Below are 24,665 nucleotides of genomic sequence, written 5' to 3'. Positions count from 1 at the left end.
CAATACAATTTGAAAGGATACCCATCATGACACGCCCAATGCACACACCCGCCCTCATGTTGCTGAACGACAGCCCACGGCTGCCGCTGATCGCTTCGCTGGCCGTGCGTTTTGCGGCGACAGTCACAAAGTGGGAACGCCAGCGACGCAGTCGTGTGAATTTGTCAAAACTGGATGATCGTTTGCTGCGGGATGTCGGGTTGACCCGATATCAGGCCAATCGCGAAGTAAATCGGCCATTCTGGCACGACTAAGAAATCCCCAGTCCCATTCGGGACCTCTTCCTGGGCCGGGCTTGTCCCGGCCACTTTTTTTACCCAAAAGCAGCAGCCGCTGACCCTTCGGGCGGCAATGAGTATGTCATAGTCGCGCGCGCCACGGGCTTGTCCGATCCGTCCGAGTACATAAGCACGTCGCCAACCGCCAGCGACTTGCCCAGTTTCAACAGCCTGCATTGTGCAATCATGTCCCGATCGCCATCCGGTTTACGCATGAAATCCATCGAACATCCCGTGGTAACCGCAAGGGATTGCCGACCTTTCCGCGCCAGAATGATCGCGTAAACGCAGACATCAGCCAGTCCGAACATCGAGGGGCCAGACACTGTTCCACCGGGGCGAAGATGTCTGTCTTCGACCACAAGCCGCATTGTGATGGTGTCTTCGCTCAGCTCTTCGACGACAAAGTCTCGATGCACCTGTGGGAACACTTGTTTCAGGTAGTCCGCCAACTCTTGGCGGTTCAACGCTAATGACATACTTCCCCTCCTCGATCTGCCGACCTAGAGTTGGCCCACATCAGATCGGAGGGCAAGATGGGAATTCTGGAACGTAGCGACGCAAACGCGGTCGCCAGGATCAAGATGAACGCACCGGATCGTCTGAATGCCCTAAGCGATGAAATGCTGGCAGCTTTACAGGCTGAATTCGATGCTTTGCGCGATGATCCTTCGATCCGTGCCGTTATCCTTTCCGGCGAAGGCAAAGCGTTTTGTGCGGGCCACGACCTGAAACAGATGACGGCCGGACGACAAAGCGAGGATGGCGGCAAGGCTTATTTCCAGGATCTGTTTGCGCGCTGCGCCAAAATGATGCTGTCGGTCCAGTCCCTGCCCCAACCTGTCATCGCTCAGGTTCATGGGATCGCGACCGCCGCTGGCTGTCAATTGGTCGCCACATGTGATCTGGCCGTCGCTGCCGAGGGGACAAAGTTCGGCGTAAACGGTGTGAATATTGGCCTGTTCTGTTCAACGCCGATGGTAGCCCTAAGTCGCAACATCCCCCGCAAGCAGGCGTTCGAAATGCTGACGACGGGGGATTTTATCTCGGCCGAGCGCGCGTCTGAACTTGGGTTGGTTAATCGGGTCGTCCCTGAGATGCTGCTGGAGCACGAAACACAGGCGCTTGCAGATCAGTTGGCCAAAAAGCTGGGGTCCGCAGTCAAAATTGGCAAACAGGCGTTCTATCAGCAGCTGGATATGCCCATCGAACAAGCCTACGCCTATACCGGAGAGGTTATGGCGCAGAACATGTTGCATCGGGATACAGAAGAAGGGATTTCGGCGTTTATCGAAAAACGACCGCCAAATTGGCAGCAATAGGTCAAATGTAATGTGTTTTTTTCGCCACTGTTCGTATTTTGGACTTTCCAAAAGGGCAACACTGTGGCAATGCTGAGACAAGGCTAAGGCCTTGGATACTCTTTTGGGTCGCCGTGGGCGGAAGGTCCCTCCAGCTGGTTTCTCTCACCGGCGTCGACATTCCCGCAGCGGCGACCCCAAAATTCCCTAAAATTTAATAGAACCAGACGCATTGGTTTGCGTTGCGCTTTCCTGTGCCCTATGTGGCAGCGCATGACACAGAAATTGCATATCGTGGGCGGCGGCATGGCCGGGTCCGAGGCAGCCTGGCAGGCGGCGGAAATGGGTGTGGATGTGGTGATCCACGAAATGAGGCCCCAAGTCGGCACCTTTGCGCACCAAACAGGAAACCTGGCCGAGATGGTATGTTCGAACTCGTTCCGCTCGGACGATGACGAACAAAACGCCGTGGGCTTGTTGCATTGGGAAATGCGCGCAGCCCATGGCCTGATTATGACCACAGCAGATGCCCACCGTTTGCCTGCCGGTGGCGCGCTTGCCGTCGACCGTGATCCTTTTGCGGAATCCGTCACCGCAAAGCTGCGCGCGCACCCACGTGTCGAGATTACGGGCGAAGAGGTTACGACCCTGCCGGAAGAGGGTCACTGGATCATTGCGACCGGGCCGCTGACATCCTCAGCCCTGGGTGAAGCTATTCGCGCTGAAACCGGCGCGGACGCCTTAGCCTTTTTCGATGCCATCGCGCCGATTGTATATGCCGAAAGCATCGACATGAGCCAAGCATGGATGCAGTCGCGCTATGACAAGGGTGAAACCGAAGAGGAACGCACGGCCTATCTGAACTGTCCTATGGATCGTGATCAGTACGAAGCGTTCATTGACGCGCTGTTGGCTGCCGACAAGACAGAGTTTCACGAGGGTGAAACCGCAGGCTACTTCGACGGGTGTCTACCGATCGAGGTTATGTCCGAGCGAGGGCGTGAGACCTTGCGCCATGGCCCCATGAAACCTGTTGGGTTAACCAACCCGCATCAGCCAGACGTGAAACCCTATGCCGTGGTTCAGCTGCGGCGGGACAATGCATTGGGAACATTGTTCAATATTGTTGGTTTCCAGACCAAGATGAAATACGGCGCTCAGACCGAAGTGTTCCGCATGATCCCCGGTTTGGAGAATGCCAGTTTCGCCCGTCTTGGGGGCATTCACCGCAATACCTTTATCAACTCCCCTACTCTGCTGGACGCGCAGATGCGCCTGAAGTCGAAGCCAAATATCCGGTTCGCAGGTCAGATCACAGGTGTTGAGGGGTATGTTGAAAGCGCTGCCATGGGCTTGCTTGCTGGGCGTCTGGCAGCCGCGGAAATCTTGGGGCTTACGTTGCCTGAGGTTCCGCAGGACAGTGCGATGGGTGCCCTAATCCACCACATTACCGGCGGTGCAGAAGCCAAAACGTTTCAGCCGATGAACGTGAACTTCGGCCTGTTCCGTCCGGTCGATGGTTTGAAAGGCGGACGTCGTGGCCGAAAAGACCGGTACAAAGCCTATACGGACCGTGCAAAATCCGAGTGGAATAACTGGTTAACGCATTGCTGACTGGACGCAGACAGGGCCAGCGGCTTAACATCGAAGCATGACAGATAAATTTCTCGACGATGTCTACAAGCTGAGCACACCCGAAGCCACCCGCGAACACTTTCGAAAATGGGCCGCCTCTTACGACTCTGAGGTGGGATCTAATGGATACGTCACGCCCACCCGTGTCGCCGATGCACTATGGTCCAAGCTACCGCAGCCTACAAAGCCTATTCTTGATTATGGATGCGGTACCGGATTGTCGGGCGAAGCCCTGAGGGCGGCTGGGTTTCAGGTGATCGACGGGATGGACCCGACCCAGGAAATGCTGGATGGCGCCGCGACCAAAGGGATTTATCGGGACCTGATCCTGTTTGATCTGGAAAACAAAACCCCAGTGAAACAAGGCGCATATGATGTAATTGCAGCGGTCGGTGTGATCGGTGCCGGGGCTGCTCCGCCAGAGGTGTTTGACATGCTGATGCATGCGTTGCCCAAGAGCGGGATTCTGGCTTTCTCGTTTAACGATCATACACTTAAGGATCACTCGTATACGACCCGTCTGAATGATTGGCTTGATATGGGCGCAGCGCGGCTGCTATTTCGGGAATACGGTCCTCACCTGCCGGGTGCGGGACTTAATTCCGACGTCTATATTGTTGAAAAAGCGTGACATTCACCACAAGGTTCGCTCCATCTCCGACCGGTCCGCTGCATCTGGGGCATGCGTATTCCGCCATGCTTGCCAGCGATATGGCAGCGGCCAATAACGGCTCTTTCCTGCTCAGGATCGAAGATATCGACCAGTCACGGTCTCGCCTGAAGTGGGAGGAAGAGATCTACAGTGATCTGGAATGGCTTGGCCTGACTTGGCCGCGCCCCGTGATGCGCCAATCTGAAAGGCTGGCCGCATACGACGAAGCGTTGCAGCGGCTTTGGGCGCAAGAATTGCTGTACCCATGCACTTGCAATCGACGAGATATCGCCGCAGCGATCAGCGCCCCGCAGGAAGGCGCGCCATTACATGGCCCTGACGGATTAATTTACCCCGGCACATGCCGCCACAAGACAGCCCGGATCGGCCCTATGCCGCAGAATATCCCGCTGCGGCTTGATATTGAAGCGGCCATTGACCAAGCGGATCACCTGTTTGGCCAGCATGCCGAAAACAAAGCCGGCTTTACCGAAACAGGAATGGGCCCTGGGGGAGAATCTGGTTGGATTTCCTTCAGTTGTTTGGAGCTTCAGACCACAATAGGTGATGTCGTCCTGTGTAGGCGCGGCATGGGAACGTCCTATCACCTTTCCGTCGTGTTGGATGACGCGCAGCAGGAAATCACTCACGTAGTTCGCGGTCAGGATTTGTTTGAGGCAACGCGCATTCATGTGCTGCTGCAAGCTCTGCTCAACCTAACCACGCCCGTTTATCATCATCACAAACTGGTGCGTGACGATGCAGGTAAACGGCTGGCTAAACGAGACGATGCCAGGGCTATTTCAAAGTACCGCTTTGACGGGATCAGCGCTCAAGAAATTCGGTCAATGTTGGGTTTAAATCATCGGTGACATGAGCTCGACCTCTTCACCGTCGCGGACAGCGGTGTAGAAACAACTGCGCCGATTGGTGTGGCAGGCAGGACCGGTTTGGCGCACAACCAGCAACAGGCAATCACGGTCACAGTCCACACGCAGATCAACCAGCTCCTGCACATGACCCGAGCTTTCACCCTTCACCCAAAATGCCTGACGCGAACGCGACCAATAGGTCACTCGCTTTGATGTCAGCGTTTTCGAAACGGCCTGTACGTTCATCCATGCCATCATCAGAACTTCGCCAGTGGCCTCATCCTGTGCAATGGCCGGAATTAAGCCTGCGTCATTATACTTTAGTGTTAAGGGGTCGAACGTGACTGTCGCAGACATGCTAAAAACCTTTTGCATCCGGGTGGATGCTCACTATGTATGGGGAACAGTCAACGAGGGAAAGCCATGTCCGGCGAAAACGACCTGATCAAGCTATACTCTGGCCGCATTTTGGCGCTGGCTTCTGATATTCCTCATTTGGAACGGCTTGATAACCCGGACGCGACGGTAAAAAAACGCTCTCCATTATGTGGATCCACGGTGACTGTAGACGTCAAGGTTGAAGACGGTCGAATCTCGGCCTTTGGTCAGGACGTGAAAGCTTGTGCCCTGGGTCAGGCTTCGGCCTCTGTCGTTGGCAGCGCTATTATCGGCGCGACGCGGGCTCAGGTGGAAACCGCGCGGGATCAGCTTTCAGCGATGCTGAAAAAGGATGGCCCTGCCCCGGATGCGCCGTTTGACGGGTTGGAAGTCCTGATGCCCGCACGCGACTACAAAAACCGGCACGCATCCATTCTATTGGCGATGGACGCCACGGCCGAAGCAATGGAACAGGCCGAACAGGCAAATTGCGCCTGAGCGTGGCGTTTTTTCGTGAACCAGTCTAACCTCCTGTGAAATCAGGGGAGTGACCGGTTTGAACAATCTTCTCGAACACTTCGTGACGCTTTGGGTCGTAATAGATCCAATCGGCACAATCCCAGTTTTCATTGCGGTCACGGCAGGCCTCGAGGCCGCAGCCAGACGGAAGATGGCGCTGGTCGCATCGATCATCAGTGCCGGGGTTCTTCTGTTCTTCCTGGTGTTTGGTCAGTTACTGATCGAGGCATTGGATATCGGCCTGAATTCATTTCAGGTGGCCGGTGGAATAATTCTGTTCTTGTTCGCGCTGACCATGATCTTTGGGGAAAGCAAACAGGATCTTGAGCGAAAAGCGGCCAAAGACGATCAAAAGGACAAGCTGCATCAACACAATCCTGCAATCTTTCCTCTGGCTGTGCCTTCGTTGGCGTCACCTGGTGCTATGCTGGCCGTGGTGATCTTGACAGACAACAACCGATATAGCCTGGCGGATCAGGGCATCACGGCGTTGGTCATGATTTCAGTTGTTGCGGTGGCTTTTGTTTTAATGCTCTTGGCAGAGCCGATCATCAGGCTGATCGGTCATTCGGGGGCCGCCATCATCAGCCGCGTCATGGGAATGATATTAGCGTCGGTTGCGGTGAACTCGGTACTGTCGGCGATGCTGGAAATCATGAAAACTGGTCAGTTATAAAAAAAACCGCCGCACCTTCCGGGCGAAAGGGCGGCGGCAGTCTATGCGTGTCTCATGTGGGGTCCGGAATACCGCATGAGGCCGAGGCATGGCCCCCTCAAGGGAATTGGGACAGGCAGGTCACCCTTGACTGATATGGGGATGACAGAGCGGCTTGATCGGCATGAGATCGCAGGCAGAAAGGGTCAGAACACTCCGGGTACGTGAAGGGCAACCATCAAAATCACAACCAGAGAAACCGCACCCGCAGCATCCTGCAACAAAGTTGCTTGCGAGCGACTGATAGCGGTCTTGATCTGTGTCAGCATGGGTCACCTCCGGTCAGAGAATTAATCCTTTGTTGACCTTTTGTTCTCATATTTTTCCGAGTCGGTAAAGAACTTTATGAGAACATTTGCGAACTTTTTACTTAACCCACTGATATCAAACGTATCGCTTGATCCTGTTTCATAAGCCAAAGCAGTGTGCGAACGGCCTGTCCCCTTGCTGAACTCAGTTTTGGGTCTTTGCTCAACAGTGTTCTCGCGTCGGTTTGTGCAATGGCCATAAGGCTCGCCTGACGCTCGAGATCAGCAATCTTAAATTTGGGCAAACCGGATTGCGCTGTTCCGATCAGATCTCCGGCGCCGCGCATTTGCAGATCGGTTTCCGATATCTTGAAGCCGTCTTCAGTTTCCCTTAGCACTTCCAGCCTTTTGCGCCCGCCTTCACTTAGCGGGGGCTGGTACATCAACAGACAAGTGGAATCCGCGCTGCCCCGTCCCACACGCCCGCGTAGCTGATGCAATTGAGCCAGCCCAAAGATTTCTGCGCGCTCGATCACCATGATCGAAGCATTGGGTACATTGACCCCAACCTCGATCACAGTAGTTGCGACCAGTACCTTGGTTTGCCCCTCCTGAAATGCGCTCATCGCTGCGTCCTTATCCGCGGGGGGCATCTGCCCGTGAACCAGACCCACAACACCGTCTCCTAGAACAGCGCGTAGGCGTTTGAAACGCTCTTCGGCCGCGGTCAGGTCGGACACTTCGGATTCGTCGACCAGCGGACAAACCCAATAGCATTGACGGCCCTCGTCAATAGCTCGTCTTAGATGCGCAACGACTTCATCCATGCGTTCGGTGCTAATGACAGCCGTTTTTATCGGTTTCCGCCCCGGAGGTTTCTCGTCCAGAATCGAAACATCCATGTCCCCATATTGGGCCAACGCAAGGCTGCGAGGTATCGGCGTGGCAGTCATGACCAAAACGTCCGCACCCTGCCCTTTTTCGGATAATTCCATGCGCTGGCGCACGCCAAAGCGGTGTTGTTCGTCCACGATAGCCAGACGAAGCCCATTAAATTCGACATCACTTTGAAATACCGCATGTGTCCCAACAAGGATGTGAATGTCACCTCGTTTCAGGGCGGCCAGTTTGGCGCGCCGCTCTGCGCCTTTGTCACGGCCAGTCAAAATCTCAAGGACGACGCCTGCGTCTTCGGCCAGTGGGCGTAACCCTTCCAGGTGTTGGCGCGCGAGTATTTCCGTCGGCGCCATCATGACACCCTGACCACCCGCTTCGACAGCTATCAGCAACGCCATGAACGCAACCAGAGTTTTACCTGCGCCTACATCACCTTGCAGCAGCCTGTTCATGCGATGCTGCGATGCCATGTCTTTCGAGATATCGTCTATCGCGCGGGTCTGGGCACCAGTTGGGCGATAAGGAAGGCTAGACAGGACTTTAGCTTGCAATGCACCTGTACCGACGCTGACCAATCCACGGGCCTTGCGTTCCCTCTGTCTTGCCAAGGCCAATGTCACCTGATGGGCAAACAACTCATCATACGCCAGTCTTTGACGCGAAATCGCGTGCGCAGATACGTCGTCAGCCCCTTTTGGGTTATGCGCAGATAAAATCGCTTCGTGCCAGCTTGGCCAGCCTTGTTGCAGAACCTGTGTTGGGTCGATCCATTCTTCAAGCGCAGGCGACTTTGACAGTGCACTTCGCGCAGCTTTGAATGCAGTTTTCTGGGTAACCCCTTGGGTCAAATGATAAACCGGCTCAAACTCTGGAATATCTCCTGCGTTCTCAACCGGAAGCATATGGTCTGGATGAACCATCTGGGCGAGCCCATCAAACAGTTCGAGTTTGCCGGAAATGACACGCCGCGAACCTTCAGGAAGAAGCTTTTTCAGGTAATCACCTCTGGCGTGGAAGAAAACCAGTTGAAAGTCAGACTGCGCGTCTTCGACATGGATCCTATACGCGCCGCCCTTGTTACGTGCAGGACGATGTGCGCCAACCGTGACTTCGACCGTTAGGGTCGTTGGCAAGTCGACGCCCTGTATCGTATCACGTCGACGGCGATCGACGACGGCATAAGGCAGGCTGAACAGGACGTCCCGAGGGGTCTCGATCCCCGTCTGCGCCATGATCTGAGCGATCTTTGGACCGACACCGTCCAACGTCTCAAGTCGCGCAAACAGCGGAAACAAAAGCTCAGGACGTCCACTCATGCCGTGCCTATCAGGTGCAACCACCCGTCTTCGTCCAAGGTTTCAATGCCGAGTTCAGCGGCTTTTTTGGCCTTTGACCCTGCTCCGGGCCCCGCAACCAAAATATCCGTCTTCTTGCTGACCGACCCTGATACTTTGGCGCCCAATGCTTCGGCACGGGCTTTCGCCTCGGCGCGGGTCATTTTTTCCAGCGTTCCAGTGAAAACGACGGTTTTTCCCGCTACAGGGCTTCCCGATGTGTCCGGGCGCTTGGCCTCTTGTACATTGAGTTGATCTACAAGTGCGTCAATCATCTCGCGTTCTGCGTCTTGTGCAAACGCCGAAACCAAGGCGCGCGCCATAACTTCACCGACGCCGTCTATGGCCAGCAAGTCGTCCCATTCTGGCCCTTCGAAGGCGGCGGCAGCGGTTACTGCGCGTTCAAACTCACCCCATTCACCATAGTGGTTCGCCACGAGGTTCGAGGCCGCTTCGCCCATGTGGCGGATGCCAAGTGCAAACAGAAGTCGGCCGAACGGGATATCGCGCTTCTCGTCGATGGCACTCCACAGGTTTCCAGCACTTTGGGCACCCCATCCTTTACGGTTCGCGAGTTTGTTCAGATTTGCAGCATCTCGGGTCTGGAGGGTAAAAATGTCGAACGGCGTTTTGATCGGCAAGTCGGGGTCTTCGTAGAACATTTCAATCTGTTTGGCCCCGAGCCCCTCAATGTCGAACGCTTTGCGAGATACGAAGTGCTTCAGCTTTTCAACGGCTTGTGCTGGACAAATAATGCCACCAGTGCATCGACGTACGGCGTCACCTTCTTCGCGTACAGCGTCGCTGTGACACTCTGGGCAAGTCACGGGAAACACGAAAGGCGTTGCCGATTGAGGGCGCTTGGAGGTGTCAACGTCTGCCAGTTTTGGGATGACATCGCCTGCCCGATAAACCTGTACCCAATCGCCAACACGGATATCCTTGCCATCACGGATAGGAACCCCTTTGGCATCCATGCCCGCGATATAGTCTTCGTTGTGCAACGTGGCGTTCGACACAACCACCCCTCCAACCGTCACTGGGTGAAGGCGAGCCACCGGGCTAAGCGCACCTGTGCGTCCAACTTGGATATCGATGGCTTCAAGGCGTGTCCACGCCAGCTCGGCCGGGAACTTATGCGCAATCGCCCATCGTGGTGTGGTTGACCGAAACCCCAAGCGGGATTGAAGTGACAGGTCATCCACTTTGTAGACGACGCCGTCAATATCATAACCCAACGTGGAACGTTGCGCCTCAATCCCACGATAATGCGCCAGCAGTTGCTCGGGCGTTTCGCAACGTTCTGTCAGCGGGTTGGTCGAGAATCCTAACGTTTTTAATCTTTCAATCGCGCCAGACTGTGTGTCCGCCAAAGGCTGCGATAGCTCCCCCCAAGCATAGGCAAAAAACTTTAGAGGCCGAGAACGGGTAATAGAGGCATCAAGTTGTCGCAAAGAACCTGCTGCGGCGTTTCTGGGGTTAGCAAAGGTCTTTTCCCCAGCTTCTGCCTGCCTTGCGTTCAGGGCGTCGAAATCCGCGTGTGACATATAAACTTCACCCCGAACTTCCAGCACGTCCGGTGCATTTTCAAGCTCTTGTGGAATATCACCGATCGTTCGTGCGTTCTGGGTTACGTTTTCTCCGACTTCACCGTCACCTCGGGTGGCGGCCTGAACCAGTTTTCCCTTTTCGTATCGAAGAGATAGCGAAAGCCCATCAATCTTTGGCTCGGCCGTAAACGCCAGCGGTGCTGCTTCGTCCATACCCAGGTATTTCCGAATGGACTTTGCGAAGTCTTTGACGTCTTCATCTTCGAACGCATTTCCCAGGGAAAGCATGCGAACGGCATGTGAGACCTTTGAAAACCCGTCTGACGCCCTCGCCCCCACCTTGTCCGAGGGGCTGTCTGCACGTTTCAGATCCGGAAAACGGCTTTCGATGGCGGAGTTTCTCGCCTTCAGCGCGTCGTATTCTGCGTCCGAGATTTCCGGCGCATCTTCAGCATGGTAAAGGCGATTTGCGCGCGAAAGCTGACCCGCAAGATACGCGAGCTCTTCTCGCGCCTGTTCTTTAGTCAGCTCTGAAACCGGTATTGGATTGCTCATGGCCTCGCCCTGTCACGTATTCTTGGACCTCAGTGATAGGGCGAGGTCATGGTCAGGTCCAGATGTGCTGTTTCGTGAGTGAGGGGGTTACACCGGACCAAAGCAACCAGGAGCAGTAGAAAGTTCAGGCTCCTACGGCGATACGACGCGCATCCACGCTGTTTGCCTGAGGATCGCGCAGCACATAGCCCCTGCCCCAAACAGTTTCGATATAGTTGTCACCGCCGGTCGCGTTGCTGAGCTTCTTCCGCAATTTACAAATAAACACGTCGATGATTTTCAGTTCTGGCTCATCCATGCCGCCGTATAGGTGATTGAGGAACATTTCCTTGGTGAGTGTTGTCCCCTTTCTGAGGCTTAGCAACTCGAGCATCTGGTACTCTTTGCCAGTCAGGTGGACTGTTTTGCCCTCAACCTCGACAGTCTTTGCGTCAAGGTTCACCGCCACACGGCCTGTGTGAATGATCGACTGGGAATGCCCTTTGGACCGGCGAATAATGGCGTGGATTCGCGCGACCAATTCCTCGCGATGGAAAGGTTTCGTCATGTAGTCGTCAGCGCCGAAGCCAAAGCCTTTGATCTTACTTTCGGTATCATCGGCTCCGGAGAGAATCAGAATAGGTGTTTCTACTCGTGCGATACGCAACTGCCGCAGAACCTCATGACCATTCATATCGGGTAGGTTCAAGTCCAATAGAATAAGGTCATAGTCGTAGAGTTTGGCGAGGTCTATTCCCTCTTCACCCAAGTCTGTCGCGTAGACGTTGAGGTTTGCGTGCGTCAACATCAATTCGATGCTTTTGGATGTCGTTGGATCATCCTCGACAAGTAGTATGCGCATTCACTGCTCCAATTCGGTTCAATTTACCAATTCAAATTGAGCCTGCGTAAAAATGGTTAATCTGACGTTACCGTTGAATCGTTTATTCACTTTCATCTTTAGGTTGTCGATATTTTTTTAGCGCCGTTGCCTTCAAAGCATCCGTTCCGTGTTCGGCAACTGCTGAAACCCACGAGTTGAACTCTTCATCGCTGAGGCCGTAACGCTTTTTCGCATCCGATAAGCTGATCAGCCCATAAAGAACGCCGCGGACGACAATGACCTTACGTGATGCCACCCAACGGGTCGTGTCGTCCGGCGGAAGGTCTGCACGCGATAAAACTGTTCCATCCGGCAGAGTTACGGATCTTGGGCCTTCAACTTTGTGCAAATACATCGTTCATACCTTTCCAGTTACCACAAAGCTGACCCGAGCCTACTTAATGTGCGGTGAAACCGCCTCTTGAGAGTGTGTAGAATTTTCCTATATTCTGCCGGTCTTTCTTAACCCGCACTGGAATCGTCATGGCACTCGATACCGAGACACCGCTGAACTCGCTTGGCTTCGCCAAACCGCCCGCTGAGACACGGGTGGTCGTAGCCATGTCCGGAGGCGTGGACAGTTCTGTTGTGGCCGCTCATCTGGCCGATCAGGGCTATGATGTAGTGGGCGTGACGCTCCAGCTTTACGACCACGGTGCGGCGTTGGCCAAGAAAGGCGCATGTTGCGCGGGGATCGACATCCACGATGCGCGGCGCGTGGCGGAGGAGCGCGGCTTTCCCCATTACGTGTTGGACTATGAGAACATCTTCAAAGATGCCGTGATTGACGAATTCGCCGATAGTTATCTGGCGGGCGCGACCCCTGTCCCCTGCATACGTTGCAATGAGCGGGTAAAGTTCAAGGATCTGTTGGAAACGGCCAAGGACCTCGAGGCCGACTGCATGGCCACCGGACATTACATCCAACGCAAGATGGGCTCCAACGGCCCGGAATTGCATAGCGCTGAAGACGCAAACCGGGATCAATCCTATTTCCTGTTTTCGACAACGCCCGAGCAACTGGATTTCCTGCGCTTTCCGCTGGGTCACCTGCCGTCAAAAGACGCAACGCGCGAGATGGCGGCGCAATATGGGTTGGCAGTCGCTGACAAGCCGGACAGTCAGGACATTTGTTTTGTGCCGAACGGAAACTATGCCAGCGTGATTGAAAAGCTTCGGCCAGGTGCGGCCGAGCCGGGCGAGATCGTCCATGCCGACGGTCGCGTTTTGGCACAGCACAACGGCGTTATTCACTATACAATCGGTCAGCGCCGTGGCCTTGGTATCGGTGGTCTAAGCGAGCCACTTTACGTGGTCAAACTGGACGTCGACAAAAAGCAGGTGGTTGTCGGCCCAAAAGATCTTTTGGCGACGCGTACAATTCCTGTGCGTGAAATCAACTGGCTTGGCGATGCTCCGTTCACCTCGCAAAAAGAATGGCACGTTTCGGTCAAAGTCCGATCAACCCGTCCACCGCGCGAAGCAATCGTAAGGCCTCTGTCAGACACGACGGCCGAAGTTGAACTGTTTACCCCGGAAGAAGGCGTGTCACCCGGTCAGGCCTGTGTGTTTTACGCGTCAGAGGGTAGTCGCATCTTTGGTGGTGGATGGATCTGGCGCGGGTATTGAGCGCAGGAACATCTTGGGCAGCGCGCCTAAAAAACGTAGAACTCAAAGAACGTCAGTGGGCGTGTTCACCAGAATATATAACCCGACCGAGATCATTACGTATGGAGTAAAACGCTCGAGCCTTGCAAAGCGTGGGGCGAGGCTTTGGGCGCGCGGCGCTCCTACCAACGCGATGATTGCCAGTGCTGCAATCGCCAACCCGGCGCCGATCAAAGCAGCCAAACGGAATGGCGCGGTTGAATCCGCCATCAACGGAGTCATCGCAGCCAACGTGTCGATGGACAGGCTTAGAAACAAGACGAGAATGGAAGAAGTATCACTGCGGTCCTGAACATCAGCGGTATGATCTTGTGTGTATTGGTGCCAAAGGCCCCGCAGCCCCAAAACCAACGGAATGATACCCAGATAACCGATCCATGTCAGAAAGCCGCTTTGGCTAAGGCCGCTCGCTATGGCCAACGAAGCGAGCAAAACGCAAATCTGAGCTGCGGCAAACCCGGCCACGGCCCGGCGCGCGTTGCTGACCATGACCAAGCCGAACAGTACCACCAGATTGTCGAGATTGGTCGAAATCGTCACAATAGACGCGGACAGTGCAAACAGAATTTGTTCCAGCATTGGCTAGGACATTCTTTGCAAAACGGCTCGGGCAGCGCGCAGTCCGGGTGCCTCACCACCACGGCCCAGACGCTCCATCGTAAGATCCATTGCGTGGCGTTGTGCCTGTGGATCCTTGGCGACTTCACCCAAGGCCGCCGCAATGCGCTCGGGATGGCAATCGTCCAACAGGCATTCAGGGACTGTACGGGTTTCAGAGACAAGGTTTACCAAGGTGACCGTATCTAGCTTGACCATCCGCTCAGCCATTTTCTGGGTCAGCCAGCTTAGACGGTATGCGATCACCATTGGCGTCGCTTGCGCGGCCAGTTCAAGGGAAACAGTACCCGATGCCGCCAGAGCTAAATCAGCGGCCGCAAAAGCGGCGCGTTTAACGCGCGCGGCCTCGTCTGATTTCAAAGCGCGAGTGTCTACTATGACTGGCGATCCCGGCCAGGACTTACAGTGTTCTGAAACGGCCTCGACCATATGAGCCACCGTCGGCACAACGACCCGTGTATTCGGATGATCGTTTATGTACAAACGCAAAGCATCGCCGAAGACAGGCGCCAGCCTGTCGACTTCTCCGCGGCGGGATCCGGGTAGTGCCAGCACAATCGGTGCATCACCCAGACCATACGTCTGACGAAAGGCGCGAATGTCCTCGTCTGCAGCTGCGGGTTCGCTGGCGACGGGATGGCCGACAAAATCGCACTCCATCCCTGCCCGCTCCATATAGGGTGGCTCGAACGGTAATAGGGCCAGAACATGGTCAATCACCTTGGCCATTTTGTCCGCCCGTCCCGGTCGCCAGGCCCATACGCTGGGGGCCACGTAGTGAACTGTCCGGATGTCGCTTTGGGCTTTGACCAGCTTTGCAACGCGTAGCGAAAAATCAGGGCTGTCAATTGTGATCAGGACATCGGGCTTGGTTTCGAGAACGGCCTGCGCTGTCTCGGATATTCGACGTTTAAGATGGAAGAATTTCGGCAGAACCTCGACCAAACCTATGACTGACAACTCCGCCATCGGAAAGCGACTGACCAGTCCCTGTGCCTGCATCAGCGGCCCCCCGACGCCATCAAAGATCACGTCAGGATGAAGTTCTTGCAAACCCTGCATTAAAGCGCCGCCCAAACGGTCGCCCGATGGTTCACCGGCGACCAGAAAGACACGCATCAATTCGACCGCTCGCGTACGTAAAGGAAGATACCTAAACGGTTGCATTCCTCGATGACGCGGTCTTTTTGCAGAACCAATACACCGCCCTTTTCGACGACAATGCCTGACAATCCTGCAGCCACGACACTGGCGGGCGTGTCCGGCCCAATCGCTGGCAAATCCGCACGGCGGTCTTGTCCGGGCTTGGGTCCTTTGAACAAAATACCGCCACCGGCGTCGGGCCGTTGAGTCAACGATTGCAGCATCCAGGCCGTTCCATAAATGCTTTCCACCGCCAGCGCCTGACCCTTTGATACCGCGCAAGCTTGCCCGATATCTGCGGCCCCCATACCAATTAATATGCCGGCAGCACGGTCCGCGTCTGACAGGTCGCCTGCGGAAGGTTGCGCCCCGGTCAGGCATCCGAGCGGCGGCAATAGGCCAGGCGCAATCTCGTGAGCGGCACGCATCGTCAGGCCCGCGTCCTCGAATATGCCTATAACTGCGCGCAAGGCACCGTCGTCACCTGACGTCATCGCTTTTTGAATGATGGGCACCAGCGGCAAAGTTGCGGCATCAATACGCGTCGGATCGACCGCAGGACGCCGAACGGCACCTGCCAGACAAAGGTCTGTAATGCCCCGAGTCTGAAGGTCTGCGATGAATGAACCAAGATGCTCCAACGGAAATACAATATCGGCGGCAACCGACTCAGGTTCAAACCCTTCCATTGCACAGATCAGCGGTCGCTCTTGCAATTGCGCGACCACTTCACCGGGCAGAACACCTGTTCCAGCAATCAAGGCCAGCATCGGATCACTTCCTAGGGGTAAGGAACGAGCGGTCCGATTGACCGGTCACGAAATCCACGATTCGCTGGACATAGTCGCTCTCGTTGTCGGCACCGACCCTTTGCGCGCGCTCCATAAAGGTCCCCTCGCCGGTCGAGAGCTCTTTGAAGGCAGCCCGCAAGGCCGAGATATCCTCGCGCGATACACCGCGCCGTTTGAGGCCGACAAGGTTCAGGCCATCAAGTTCCCCGCGCGGTGCCTGGACAAGGCCGTAGGGAATGACATCATTCGGTACCATGGTCAGCGCCCCGATAATCGCGCCCCGGCCAACACGTACCCATTGGTGCAATCCCGAAATACCGCCCACAATAACATCGTCTTCGATAATGCAGTGGCCAGCAGCACCAGCATGATTCACCATGATCACCCTGTTCCCGATCTGCACATCATGGGCCACATGCACACCGGCCATAAACAAGCAATCATCGCCGATCCGCGTGACACCACCGCCACCCTTGGTTCCGGTGTTTATCGTTACATGTTCGCGAATACGGTTGCGTTTGCCGATTTCCAGCTTGGTGTCTTCACCGCCAAACTTAAGATCCTGCGGGATTTCACCGATGACCGAGAAATTGAAGATGATTGTTTCTTCGCCGACAGAGGTCTCACCCGTGACGACCACATGTGATTTTAACTCGACCCGGTCCGCCAGTTTTACTTTGCTACCAACATAACAGAACGGTCCGATGACGCAGTCTTCACCAATCTGCGCGCCATCTTCGACAATTGCGCTTGGATGGATACCGCTCATGTTGTCTTTTCCATGTCCCAATCGACATAGGCGGAAAATTCGGCTTCCGCGGCAACTTCACCGTCAACGGTCGCGCGCCCACTGAACTTGAAGATCTTGCCACCCTTTTTGCCGCGTACGGTTTCGACATGCATTTCCAGTACGTCGCCGGGAACAACCTTGCGGCGGAATTTGCACTTGTCGATATTCATGAAATAGATGAGCAGCTCGCTGTCGATCACGTCCATTCCAACGCCCAGCATGACACCCGCAGTCTGCGCCATGGCCTCAACGATTGTGACGCCGGGCATAATTGGCGTCCCGGGGAAGTGCCCTTGGAAGTGGGGCTCATTCATCGTGACGTTCTTAATACCGACAGCAGAATGATACCCGGAAATGTCCACGACTTTATCGACCAGCAGAAACGGGTAACGATGCGGCAATATCCGCTGGATCAGCTGAATGTCTGCGCTTTTGGTTTCCGTGGTCATCTTGTCTTTGTCCTGCTATGGATTTCTCGTTGAGGCGTGGTTAGCAACACCGCGCCCCAAGGGCAAGCAAACCTATTGTTCGGTTCTGTTTTCCAGGGCGCTTCCGTCCCCGATCCTTTCGTTGATCCGTGCGATAGCGATGTCAGTCACATCTGTTCGGTCCGAGCTTAGAAAGACGCTGGACCGTTCAATGATAACCGTAGCACTCGACTCACGCAGAAGGTCAATCAACACCGGCTGGATCGTTTCGAAGAAAAACTGCTGCGCTTCTTCGTTACGACGTGCCAAAGCGTCCAGTTTGGCCCGCTGTCCATCTCGTTGAGATTGCACTTTTTGATCGAAGGCCTCTGCCAATGGCCGAAATTCTTCGGGAGACAACTGCGCGCGCTGTTCAGTGAGTTCTTTTTCTTCTTTACTAAGCTCGGCCACGATCCGTTCGTTTTCTTCCGATAGCAATGCGCCTTCGGCTTCAATCTCACCCAAGACCCTCCGACCGAAAGCCGAGTCTGCGTAAAGCCTCTCACTGGAGATCGTCAGCACTGATGTTTGCGGGATGCCCAGTTGTTGCGCCTGAGCGGGCACCGCACAAAGGGCAACCAGAAAAACATGCAGGGCCCACAAAGGGCCCTGTAGACTGGACTTTAGAAAGCCGCCCATGAATGGCTCAGAACCGGGCCTGAATAGTCAGGTCAAAGTTCTGCTCTTGGTCAAAGTCTTCTTTCACCAAAGCCTTGGAGAAGTTGAAGCGCAGCGGCCCGAAAGGCGTATCCCAAAGAACTGAGACACCGATCACATGGCGGATCGAGCCATCCTCACCCACGATATCAGCGCCCGCAGTGTTTACGTCATCGAGGTTGTAGAGGTTGCCAACGTCATAGAAGAGACCACCGCGGAGCCCAAGTTCCTCTGGCAGGCCCAAGGGGAAGTCCGCTTCAAAGCGAGCCACCCAGAAATAGTTGCCGCCGATCGCATCATCCTGACCGTTTGACAGGTCGCGAGGTCCGATCCCCGAAGGTTCAAACCCACGGAATGTGTTGGGTCCCAATACAAAGCGGTCAATCGTCCTGCTAAAGTCGTCACCTGTCCAACGCAGCGCGCCAAGTTCCAGCGACGCACGCAGAACAACTTCTTCGTTCAGAACGCGCTGCTGGGCAATGGCACGAGCAGTGGTTCGGTAGAATTCATTGTCCCCACCCAACCCTGCGGCATCAACACCGACTTCGAAGAGAACACCTGCATTTGGGTTCAGGCCACCTAGACGGCTGTCGTAAACATAGGAAACACCCAGTGAGCTGGCAGTCCGCTCACCTTGAGCGATTTCAGAAGCAATTACGGCTCCGTTGACCTCACCGCTTTGTTGAGTCATTTCGCTCTCTTCCCAGTTGTAGCGTAGGCGCAAGGAAGAAAGCTCACCAATGGCATAGCTGAGTTGCGGGTTAAAGAAGAGGCGTTCAGTGTCGAAACTTGCAAAGCTTGAGTTGGTGGTTGCTAGTCCCAAACCTAAGTCAAAGCGCAATCTGCGCCCCAGCAGAAACGGCTCGGTAAAGTTAAGAGTGTATTGTTCCGCATCCTGCGCGGTCGATAGGTTCAGGCCGATAGTTTGACCACGTCCCAAAAAGTTGGATTCGCTCAAGCCGACTGCGATCCCGAAGCCGTCCGAGACCGAGAAACTACCGCCAAGGCTCAAAGAACCTGTCGGCTGTTCTTCTACGTCGACATCCACGATAACTTGGCTCGGGCTCGATCCTTCGCGCGGCTCTACATCCGCAGACGCAAAGAACCCAAGGGCGCGGATACGTTCTGCAGCCTGCCGGATTTCACGCGGGTTGAAGGGATCACCCTCAACAGTGTCAAACTGACGTCGGATGACACGGTCCAATGTCGTTGTGTTGCCCTCAATATCAATCCGCTCAACAAAAATGCGAGGGCCTCTGGTCAGAACAAATTCGACGTCCAGCGTAAGATCGCGTGCGTTCCGGGTAACCCGAGGCTCCACTCGCAGGAAATCCACGCCCTGTTTGATACCCAGACGTTCCTGGCGCGCGATGGAATTCTCGACCAAGGACGGGGTATATGTGACACCGGGCTTAATTTTCAAAGCTGCTTGATACTCTGCAGCGTTCACACCGGGGATCTCGCTGACGGTTGTGATATTACCAAACGAGAACTTCTGCCCTTCTGTGATGTTCATCACCAGGAAGAACGCGTCACGCTCTTGCGTGAACTCCACATTGGTGCTGTTGACGCGGAAGTCTACATAACCGCGCGACAGGTAGAAATCACGGATAACCTGTTTGTCGAATTCAATCCGGTCGGCGATGAACGTGTCACCCCGAAAGAAGGTCCGAAGTACGTTTGCCTGTTTGGTTTCAAGAACACGGCGCAGTCGACGGTCTGAAAACGCGCGGTTTCCAACAAAACTGACGCGCTCGATTTCGATGGTCGTTCCTTCGGCAACTTCAAAGACCAAGTCGACGCGGTTATCGCTCCGGCGGATGATCCGCGGGATAACCGTCGCAGACACACGACCCTGCGCTGAATATATCTGCGCGATCAGATCTGCGTCGGCTTCCGCGACTTGCGGAGTAAACACGCGGCGCGGCTGAGACGAGATAGCTTCGATCAGGACATCGTCTTTGACGCGTCTGTTTCCTTCGATGCTAATCTGATTGATCGTTGGGTATTCCTGGACCTCAATCAGCAAGGTGCTGCCCTGAGGTGTCAGTTCGACTGTTTCAAAAAGACCACTGTCAAGCAAACGCTGAAAGGCGTCATTCAATTCGCCAGCGGAAACGGTCTGCCCCGGTTGGATACCTGTTTGCGAAATAATCGTCGCAGTTTCGATCCTCTGGTTTCCGTCAACATCGAACGAGTTGATGGTAAAATTCTGCGCCTGTGCTGCTTGCGGTGCAGCAATAAAACCAACCATAAACACAAAAGAAACTGCGGATAGCGCGCGCCACAAAATGTTGTTTGCTCGCTTCTGCCCCCCGCAGGATGTGCCTGCGCCTCGCCTATCAGTCATATTTTTCTCTACCCAAAATATTAGGACTTTAATGGTGAGTAGCGAGATTAATTTACCTTGTCAAAAGGCCAAAAAAGGAAAGCGGCCGAGTCGGCCGCTTACTGACGTTTTTATTTGCCGCCGAGAATCACATGGTCAGCAAAAAGGCGCATCCCAACATGGCCAGAGCGGTGGCCCCGAAAAACAGAATCGAGTCCCAATTCAGCACAAATAAGAAGCTGAAGCTTTTGTACGACTTTTTCAGCGCTCGTGTCATAGCAACCTCTAGGGCGTTATAAGTTCAAGACGAAGATAACGTCCAAATGAGGCAGGATTTGGGCTACAACGCGCAGTCTGTGCCTTATTTAGCAAAACAGATCATTGGTCACTGAGAATACCATCAGTCCGAGGATCAACGAGACGCCTATACCCATCAATACCCGCAGTACCCCGTCGCTTGGTGGCTTACCTGCCACGGCTTCATAGGCGTAAAACAAAAGATGTCCGCCGTCTAAAGCCGGTATCGGGAACAGGTTTAGAAGCCCAACAGCCGTAGACAACACGGCGATGAAAAAGATAAAGTTCTGTGCACCTTGGCTGGCCATGGCACCAGAAGTCTCAGCAATTCCAATCGGTCCTGACATGTTACAAGTGCTGATCGCACCCGTGATCATGTGCCACAGACCCGACAATGAGCCATCGACAATTCGAAGGGTCTGGCGAACGCCACCCGTGAACGACTCTACAAAACCGGCTGGGACGGTCTCGGGTTCCAGCATCATTCCACCGACAATACCAATGCGCCAATGGGTGACAAAACCGCCGTCGCTCTGTGGCTCGTCGGTTCTACGCGGTACGAGTGCAAACTCCAAATCGGCCCCATCGCGCCAGACGTCCAGCAAAAGAGCTTTGCCGTCGGATCCTTCGACGAACTCTTTTAACTGATCAAACGCGAAAATAGGTTCACCATTCACTGCAGAGATCACGTCACCTTGCTTTAGGTCGATATCCATGGCTGCACTGCGTGGCACAACTTGTTGGATTAAAGCAGGAAATAGCCATGGCCCGGTTGCGTCCAACGTCTCGCCATCGCGTAAAACGGTGTAATCAAGAACCGGTTGCATCGGCAACGCATCAACGAACTCGGACCACGATTCATCTTGATCAAAGTCAGGCAATGGCACACCGGCGATGGCAACGATTTCGTCCCCTTCCCGCAGTTCCTGAACCGTTCCCGGCAACGGGTAAAGCTTTCCAATAGTGAGCGGGTCTTTGGTCACGCCTTGCGACAGAAAAATCAGACCGAAGACAAGGATCGACATCGCGAAATTAAACGCCGGGCCTGCTGCAACTGTTGCTGCGCGGGCCCAAAGAGGTGCTCCATGCATTGTGCGGCGCAACTGTTCCGGAGTCTGTTGCGAAATTTCTGACATCGCTGCCTCGTCCTTGCCCGAAGCGGCGTTCGCATCTCCCAGAAACTTGACGTATCCCCCAAACGGCAAGGCCGCGATTTGCCACCGCGTACCGCGTTTGTCGACGCGGCTCCACAAAACAGGCCCGAAACCTATCGAAAATACTTCGGCATGAATGCCTGACCAGCGGCCAACGATGTAATGTCCGTACTCATGCACCGCCACGATCGCGGACAACGCGATAACAAACGCTGCTATCGTATAGAGCAAATTGCCAAATTGAGGGATCAGAGAAAGTACGTCCAAAGTTTTATCCTGCTCGTTGGGCTACGGCCTCATCCACCCACATCCGTGCCAAATGGTCCGTTTGCAGTATGTTATCAAGTGTGAGAGGCGCATCAATCACACTATTTTCACCTTCAAACCGGTTCAGAACGATCTCAACCATCTCGGCCATTTCAAGAAACCGGATTTTCTTGGCAATAAAATGATCCAGCGCGCGTTCCTTTGCTGCGTTGAACACAGCACCGGAAAGACCGCCCTGCTCCATCACGTGGCGCGCGAGCCTTAAGGCCGGGTACCGCGCTTCGTCCGGTTGGTGGAACCGAAGCTGACCAAGCTTGGCGAGGTCCAGGCGTTCAACCGGTAAGTCGTTTCGGTCAGGCCAGTTGAGCGCATACCCAATGGCATGCCGCATGTCCGGGGCGCCCATATGCGCCATCACCGCGCCATCGTTGAAGCCCACCAATGCATGAACGATGGATTCGGGGTGAACAACGACTTCTATTTGGTCCGGGGAAACGCCGAAAAACTCTTTTGTTTCTATGACCTCGAGCGCCTTGTTGAACATCGACGCACTATCGATTGTGATGCGTTGCCCCATATTCCAGTTCGGATGGTTGGAGGCTTGTTCAACCGTGGCCGAAGCCAGATCTGACAATGGCCAGTCGCGGAAAGCACCGCCACTGGCGGTGATAATGATCCGTTCGACCGTATCGAGATTTTCTCCGTTGAGCGCCTGAAACACCGCGGAATGCTCACTGTCCACGGGTAACAAACGTGCCTCAAACTTTTGTGCGGTTTCGAGGACCAAAGCGCCTGCGCAGACTAAGGTTTCCTTGTTCGCAAGGGCTAGTGTTGCCCCTTGCTTCAGCGCCTCTAGCCCCGGTGGCAAGCCAGCGGCACCAACGATTGCAGACATAACCCAATCTGCGGGCCGAGCGGCAGCTTCGGTCAGCGCAGTGGCGCCTGCGGCGACTTCAACATTGCTGCCAGCCAAGGCTTCCCGCAAGTCGTCCAAGCGGTCTTCGTGGGCAGTAACGGCAATCTGTGCATTCAGACGGCGTGCGTCTCGAGCGAGTTGCTCAATATTCGCGCCACCAGTCAATGCAACGACGTCATAGGCATCAGGGGCTCGGTCAATCAAATCCAGAGTGTTCTGCCCGATCGAACCCGTAGAACCTAAAATCGTTACTCTGCGCATTACATCGTCCCTGGCGCATATAGCAATCCGGCAATCAGTACGAACAAGGCGGCGCCCATCATACCGTCGAACCGATCCAGGAACCCTCCGTGACCGGGAATAAGGTTAGAGCTGTCTTTCACGCCGAATTTACGTTTAGTCGCACTTTCAACGATGTCGCCTGCCTGACTGGCCATAGAAGCCAACACAGAGACAACCACAAACAAAAACCCAAAACCGGCATAAACCGCAAAAACAGCACCGACCAATGCAGCGGCAGCCCATCCTCCGGCAGTGCCGGACCACGTCTTCTTGGGGCTGACCTTGGGCCAAAACTTTGGGCCGCCAACGGCCTTGCCTACAAAATAACCAGCAACATCAGTGGCAACGACCACTGAAATCAACCACACCATCCAGCCGAACCCCATGTTCTCTCGGATGGAAATAAAGCCCAAACCAGCGGCTGCGATCCAAATCGCAAAGAGCGCATAGGTTCCCTTCGCACGGCTCACCTGCCCGGCCCCGACCAACGCAGGCGCAAGTAAAAATGGCAGTTTGTACAAGGGTGGTAGATGGAAGCTTAGCACCACAGCAACACCGGTCAAAATGGAAAGCTGGATCGCAATGCCTGGTTTGTCTGGGTCAATCATGCGAACCAGTTCCCAGGTCATCAAACCGCACGCGACGGCAATAAACGCCTCGAACCACAGCCCGCCGAGCCAAACTTCGATCGCTCCGATCGCGACGAGAACGGCGGCAGACAGAACACGCGCGGTAAGGTCAGACCATCGGCCTTCGCTCATGCTGGAACCGCTCCGTAGCGCCGCTCGCGGCTTCCGAAGTTGCGGCACAGGCGGCCCAGCTCTTCGGCGGTAAAGTCGGGCCAAAGCGTATCGATGAACTCGTATTCGGAATAGGCCGACTGCCAAAGCAGAAAGTTCGATATCCGAGCCTCACCGCTTGTACGGATCACCAAATCCGGATCAGGAAGAACATGTGTATCCAGATATTTAGGGAGGGTTTCTTCATCTACCTCTTCAGGCTTCAAGCGCCCTTCCGCTACATCCTTGGCGAGGCGCTTGGTTGCGCGCGCAACTTCATCCCGCCCGCCGTAGTTCAGCGCAATGGTCAGGTGCACCAGATCATTGTCCTTAGTGGCATCCTCAAGCGTGTCCATTAGGTCCACTAACTTGGCGTCAAGGCGCACGCGATCGCCAATAAACCGCACGCGGACGCCATTTTTAGTCAAGTTTGCGGTTTCCTTAATGATGTATCTACGAAAAAGACTCATCAATCCGGCAACTTCCGCCTGAGTGCGTTTCCAGTTCTCGGTGGAAAAAGCAAAAACGGTCAGGTACTTAATGCCGAGTTCCGGACAGGCTTCGACAACGTCCCGTACGCGGCGAGCACCGGCCTGATGCCCAAATAGCCTGGGGCGACCACGCGCCTGTGCCCAACGCCCGTTGCCATCCATAATAATGGCAACGTGATGCGGGCCATCGATCGGGGCCGTATGCGCAGTATCGGGCATT

General features: G+C 54.9%; 27 protein-coding genes. 8 read left to right on the top strand and 19 right to left on the bottom strand.

The window, feature by feature from the left end:
• Positions 1-26 precede the first annotated feature (26 nt).
• On the top strand, positions 27-254 hold the full coding sequence (locus tag ACR0BD_RS15775) for a DUF1127 domain-containing protein (protein ID WP_480831828.1): 228 nt from the start codon (positions 27-29) through the stop codon (positions 252-254).
• Positions 255-313: 59 nt separating this feature from the next.
• Here the strand turns inward: ACR0BD_RS15775 and ACR0BD_RS15770 are convergent, their stop codons facing one another.
• Positions 314-757, bottom strand: coding sequence for a PaaI family thioesterase (locus ACR0BD_RS15770; RefSeq protein WP_480831826.1), 444 nt, complete (start codon positions 755-757; stop codon positions 314-316).
• A 57-nt stretch (positions 758-814) separates the two neighbouring features.
• Here ACR0BD_RS15770 and ACR0BD_RS15765 point away from each other — a divergent pair, with 57 nt between their 5' ends.
• From ACR0BD_RS15765 to gluQRS, 4 genes are all read left to right on the top strand, one after another.
• Positions 815-1,600, top strand: a complete 786-nt coding sequence (locus tag ACR0BD_RS15765; RefSeq protein WP_480831824.1) for an enoyl-CoA hydratase — start codon at positions 815-817, stop codon at positions 1,598-1,600.
• Positions 1,601-1,852: 252 nt separating this feature from the next.
• Positions 1,853-3,193 (top strand): methylenetetrahydrofolate--tRNA-(uracil(54)-C(5))-methyltransferase (FADH(2)-oxidizing) TrmFO, encoded by a 1,341-nt coding sequence (trmFO, locus tag ACR0BD_RS15760; protein ID WP_480831822.1) that lies wholly within the window; start codon positions 1,853-1,855, stop codon positions 3,191-3,193.
• Positions 3,194-3,230: 37 nt separating this feature from the next.
• Positions 3,231-3,845 (top strand): class I SAM-dependent DNA methyltransferase, encoded by a 615-nt coding sequence (locus ACR0BD_RS15755; protein WP_480693497.1) that lies wholly within the window; start codon positions 3,231-3,233, stop codon positions 3,843-3,845.
• Positions 3,842-4,738: a tRNA glutamyl-Q(34) synthetase GluQRS gene (gene gluQRS, locus ACR0BD_RS15750; protein ID WP_480831820.1), complete on the top strand. Its 897-nt coding sequence runs from the start codon at positions 3,842-3,844 to the stop codon at positions 4,736-4,738. Before ACR0BD_RS15755 ends, gluQRS begins: the two co-directional genes overlap by 4 nt.
• On the opposite strand, the gene hisI is transcribed toward gluQRS, so the two are convergent.
• The gene (hisI, locus tag ACR0BD_RS15745) at positions 4,724-5,113 is read right to left on the bottom strand and encodes a phosphoribosyl-AMP cyclohydrolase (RefSeq protein ID WP_480693494.1); all 390 of its coding nucleotides are present in this window, start codon (positions 5,111-5,113) and stop codon (positions 4,724-4,726) included. The genes gluQRS and hisI overlap by 15 nt on opposite strands.
• Before the next feature lie 48 nt (positions 5,114-5,161).
• Between hisI and ACR0BD_RS15740 the strand changes: the two genes are divergently transcribed.
• Both ACR0BD_RS15740 and ACR0BD_RS15735 read left to right on the top strand, forming a co-directional pair.
• Positions 5,162-5,614 (top strand): iron-sulfur cluster assembly scaffold protein, encoded by a 453-nt coding sequence (locus ACR0BD_RS15740; RefSeq protein WP_480831818.1) that lies wholly within the window; start codon positions 5,162-5,164, stop codon positions 5,612-5,614.
• Between the two features lie 58 nt (positions 5,615-5,672).
• Entirely contained in the window at positions 5,673-6,311 is a 639-nt protein-coding gene (locus ACR0BD_RS15735) for a MarC family protein (RefSeq protein WP_480693490.1), read from the top strand.
• A gap of 185 nt (positions 6,312-6,496) precedes the next feature.
• Here the strand turns inward: ACR0BD_RS15735 and ACR0BD_RS15730 are convergent, their stop codons facing one another.
• The 5 genes from ACR0BD_RS15730 to sciP all read right to left on the bottom strand — a co-directional run bounded on the left by ACR0BD_RS15730 (position 6,497) and on the right by sciP (position 12,151).
• Positions 6,497-6,619 carry a hypothetical protein gene (locus tag ACR0BD_RS15730; RefSeq protein ID WP_480693489.1) on the bottom strand — a complete coding sequence of 41 codons (123 nt, stop codon included), beginning with the start codon at positions 6,617-6,619 and terminating at the stop codon, positions 6,497-6,499.
• Between the two features lie 101 nt (positions 6,620-6,720).
• The gene (gene recG, locus ACR0BD_RS15725; RefSeq protein WP_480831816.1) at positions 6,721-8,811 is read right to left on the bottom strand and encodes an ATP-dependent DNA helicase RecG; all 2,091 of its coding nucleotides are present in this window, start codon (positions 8,809-8,811) and stop codon (positions 6,721-6,723) included.
• Positions 8,808-10,934 carry an NAD-dependent DNA ligase LigA gene (ligA, locus tag ACR0BD_RS15720; protein WP_480831815.1) on the bottom strand — a complete coding sequence of 709 codons (2,127 nt, stop codon included), beginning with the start codon at positions 10,932-10,934 and terminating at the stop codon, positions 8,808-8,810. The genes recG and ligA overlap by 4 nt, the downstream gene beginning before the upstream one ends.
• A gap of 124 nt (positions 10,935-11,058) precedes the next feature.
• Positions 11,059-11,775, bottom strand: coding sequence for a response regulator transcription factor CtrA (gene ctrA / locus ACR0BD_RS15715; RefSeq protein WP_480693485.1), 717 nt, complete (start codon positions 11,773-11,775; stop codon positions 11,059-11,061).
• 82 nt (positions 11,776-11,857) lie between these two features.
• Positions 11,858-12,151, bottom strand: a complete 294-nt coding sequence (gene sciP / locus ACR0BD_RS15710) for a CtrA inhibitor SciP (RefSeq protein WP_480693483.1) — start codon at positions 12,149-12,151, stop codon at positions 11,858-11,860.
• Positions 12,152-12,279: 128 nt separating this feature from the next.
• Here sciP and mnmA point away from each other — a divergent pair, with 128 nt between their 5' ends.
• Positions 12,280-13,425, top strand: coding sequence for a tRNA 2-thiouridine(34) synthase MnmA (mnmA, locus tag ACR0BD_RS15705; RefSeq protein ID WP_480831813.1), 1,146 nt, complete (start codon positions 12,280-12,282; stop codon positions 13,423-13,425).
• A 42-nt stretch (positions 13,426-13,467) separates the two neighbouring features.
• On the opposite strand, the gene ACR0BD_RS15700 is transcribed toward mnmA, so the two are convergent.
• The 12 genes from ACR0BD_RS15700 to ACR0BD_RS15645 form a co-directional block, all read right to left on the bottom strand.
• Positions 13,468-14,043, bottom strand: coding sequence for a cadmium resistance transporter (locus tag ACR0BD_RS15700; protein WP_480831811.1), 576 nt, complete (start codon positions 14,041-14,043; stop codon positions 13,468-13,470).
• Between the two features lie 3 nt (positions 14,044-14,046).
• Positions 14,047-15,201, bottom strand: coding sequence for a lipid-A-disaccharide synthase (gene lpxB / locus ACR0BD_RS15695; RefSeq protein WP_480831809.1), 1,155 nt, complete (start codon positions 15,199-15,201; stop codon positions 14,047-14,049).
• The gene (locus ACR0BD_RS15690) at positions 15,201-15,995 is read right to left on the bottom strand and encodes an LpxI family protein (RefSeq protein WP_480831807.1); all 795 of its coding nucleotides are present in this window, start codon (positions 15,993-15,995) and stop codon (positions 15,201-15,203) included. The genes lpxB and ACR0BD_RS15690 overlap by 1 nt, the downstream gene beginning before the upstream one ends.
• 4 nt (positions 15,996-15,999) lie before the next feature.
• Positions 16,000-16,785 (bottom strand): acyl-ACP--UDP-N-acetylglucosamine O-acyltransferase, encoded by a 786-nt coding sequence (lpxA, locus tag ACR0BD_RS15685; protein ID WP_480831805.1) that lies wholly within the window; start codon positions 16,783-16,785, stop codon positions 16,000-16,002.
• Positions 16,782-17,255: a 3-hydroxyacyl-ACP dehydratase FabZ gene (fabZ, locus tag ACR0BD_RS15680; protein WP_480693471.1), complete on the bottom strand. Its 474-nt coding sequence runs from the start codon at positions 17,253-17,255 to the stop codon at positions 16,782-16,784. Before fabZ ends, lpxA begins: the two co-directional genes overlap by 4 nt.
• A gap of 72 nt (positions 17,256-17,327) precedes the next feature.
• On the bottom strand, positions 17,328-17,912 hold the full coding sequence (locus ACR0BD_RS15675) for an OmpH/Skp family outer membrane protein (protein ID WP_480831804.1): 585 nt from the start codon (positions 17,910-17,912) through the stop codon (positions 17,328-17,330).
• Positions 17,913-17,919: 7 nt separating this feature from the next.
• Complete coding sequence (gene bamA, locus ACR0BD_RS15670) at positions 17,920-20,184, bottom strand: outer membrane protein assembly factor BamA (protein ID WP_480707014.1); 2,265 nt, start codon at positions 20,182-20,184, stop codon at positions 17,920-17,922.
• Between the two features lie 223 nt (positions 20,185-20,407).
• A complete protein-coding gene (locus tag ACR0BD_RS15665) occupies positions 20,408-20,536 on the bottom strand; it encodes a hypothetical protein (RefSeq protein WP_480693465.1) in 129 nt (42 codons plus the stop codon).
• Positions 20,537-20,624: 88 nt separating this feature from the next.
• Entirely contained in the window at positions 20,625-21,977 is a 1,353-nt protein-coding gene (gene rseP, locus ACR0BD_RS15660; protein ID WP_480693464.1) for an RIP metalloprotease RseP, read from the bottom strand.
• 4 nt (positions 21,978-21,981) lie between these two features.
• Positions 21,982-23,154: a 1-deoxy-D-xylulose-5-phosphate reductoisomerase gene (gene dxr, locus ACR0BD_RS15655; protein ID WP_480831801.1), complete on the bottom strand. Its 1,173-nt coding sequence runs from the start codon at positions 23,152-23,154 to the stop codon at positions 21,982-21,984.
• On the bottom strand, positions 23,154-23,936 hold the full coding sequence (locus ACR0BD_RS15650; RefSeq protein WP_480831799.1) for a phosphatidate cytidylyltransferase: 783 nt from the start codon (positions 23,934-23,936) through the stop codon (positions 23,154-23,156). Before ACR0BD_RS15650 ends, dxr begins: the two co-directional genes overlap by 1 nt.
• The gene (locus tag ACR0BD_RS15645) at positions 23,933-24,664 is read right to left on the bottom strand and encodes an isoprenyl transferase (protein WP_480831797.1); all 732 of its coding nucleotides are present in this window, start codon (positions 24,662-24,664) and stop codon (positions 23,933-23,935) included. Before ACR0BD_RS15645 ends, ACR0BD_RS15650 begins: the two co-directional genes overlap by 4 nt.
• Position 24,665: the final 1 nt, after the last annotated feature.

It is taken from the genome of Ruegeria sp. G5, from assembly GCF_056533365.1.
Note: the sequence above shows the minus strand (reverse complement) of the source record. Positions and strands in the feature narration are given on the sequence as shown.

What these genes read in the sequence shown, in the direction of transcription:
- mnmA (WP_480831813.1), top strand. Translation starts at nt 12,280, where the DNA reads ATGGCACTCGATACCGAGACACCGCTGAACTCGCTTGGCTTCGCCAAA.
- sciP (WP_480693483.1), bottom strand. Translation starts at nt 12,151, where the DNA reads ATGTATTTGCACAAAGTTGAAGGCCCAAGATCCGTAACTCTGCCGGAT.
- ACR0BD_RS15650 (WP_480831799.1), bottom strand. Translation starts at nt 23,936, where the DNA reads ATGAGCGAAGGCCGATGGTCTGACCTTACCGCGCGTGTTCTGTCTGCC.
- ACR0BD_RS15645 (WP_480831797.1), bottom strand. Translation starts at nt 24,664, where the DNA reads ATGCCCGATACTGCGCATACGGCCCCGATCGATGGCCCGCATCACGTT.
- recG (WP_480831816.1), bottom strand. Translation starts at nt 8,811, where the DNA reads ATGAGTGGACGTCCTGAGCTTTTGTTTCCGCTGTTTGCGCGACTTGAG.
- trmFO (WP_480831822.1), top strand. Translation starts at nt 1,853, where the DNA reads ATGACACAGAAATTGCATATCGTGGGCGGCGGCATGGCCGGGTCCGAG.
- ACR0BD_RS15690 (WP_480831807.1), bottom strand. Translation starts at nt 15,995, where the DNA reads ATGCTGGCCTTGATTGCTGGAACAGGTGTTCTGCCCGGTGAAGTGGTC.
- dxr (WP_480831801.1), bottom strand. Translation starts at nt 23,154, where the DNA reads ATGCGCAGAGTAACGATTTTAGGTTCTACGGGTTCGATCGGGCAGAAC.
- hisI (WP_480693494.1), bottom strand. Translation starts at nt 5,113, where the DNA reads ATGCAAAAGGTTTTTAGCATGTCTGCGACAGTCACGTTCGACCCCTTA.
- ACR0BD_RS15755 (WP_480693497.1), top strand. Translation starts at nt 3,231, where the DNA reads ATGACAGATAAATTTCTCGACGATGTCTACAAGCTGAGCACACCCGAA.
- ACR0BD_RS15770 (WP_480831826.1), bottom strand. Translation starts at nt 757, where the DNA reads ATGTCATTAGCGTTGAACCGCCAAGAGTTGGCGGACTACCTGAAACAA.
- ACR0BD_RS15775 (WP_480831828.1), top strand. Translation starts at nt 27, where the DNA reads ATGACACGCCCAATGCACACACCCGCCCTCATGTTGCTGAACGACAGC.
- ACR0BD_RS15675 (WP_480831804.1), bottom strand. Translation starts at nt 17,912, where the DNA reads ATGGGCGGCTTTCTAAAGTCCAGTCTACAGGGCCCTTTGTGGGCCCTG.
- ctrA (WP_480693485.1), bottom strand. Translation starts at nt 11,775, where the DNA reads ATGCGCATACTACTTGTCGAGGATGATCCAACGACATCCAAAAGCATC.
- ACR0BD_RS15665 (WP_480693465.1), bottom strand. Translation starts at nt 20,536, where the DNA reads ATGACACGAGCGCTGAAAAAGTCGTACAAAAGCTTCAGCTTCTTATTT.
- fabZ (WP_480693471.1), bottom strand. Translation starts at nt 17,255, where the DNA reads ATGACCACGGAAACCAAAAGCGCAGACATTCAGCTGATCCAGCGGATA.
- ACR0BD_RS15700 (WP_480831811.1), bottom strand. Translation starts at nt 14,043, where the DNA reads ATGCTGGAACAAATTCTGTTTGCACTGTCCGCGTCTATTGTGACGATT.
- ACR0BD_RS15765 (WP_480831824.1), top strand. Translation starts at nt 815, where the DNA reads ATGGGAATTCTGGAACGTAGCGACGCAAACGCGGTCGCCAGGATCAAG.
- lpxB (WP_480831809.1), bottom strand. Translation starts at nt 15,201, where the DNA reads ATGCGTGTCTTTCTGGTCGCCGGTGAACCATCGGGCGACCGTTTGGGC.
- bamA (WP_480707014.1), bottom strand. Translation starts at nt 20,184, where the DNA reads ATGGTTGGTTTTATTGCTGCACCGCAAGCAGCACAGGCGCAGAATTTT.
- ACR0BD_RS15740 (WP_480831818.1), top strand. Translation starts at nt 5,162, where the DNA reads ATGTCCGGCGAAAACGACCTGATCAAGCTATACTCTGGCCGCATTTTG.
- ligA (WP_480831815.1), bottom strand. Translation starts at nt 10,934, where the DNA reads ATGAGCAATCCAATACCGGTTTCAGAGCTGACTAAAGAACAGGCGCGA.
- ACR0BD_RS15730 (WP_480693489.1), bottom strand. Translation starts at nt 6,619, where the DNA reads ATGCTGACACAGATCAAGACCGCTATCAGTCGCTCGCAAGCAACTTTG.
- lpxA (WP_480831805.1), bottom strand. Translation starts at nt 16,785, where the DNA reads ATGAGCGGTATCCATCCAAGCGCAATTGTCGAAGATGGCGCGCAGATT.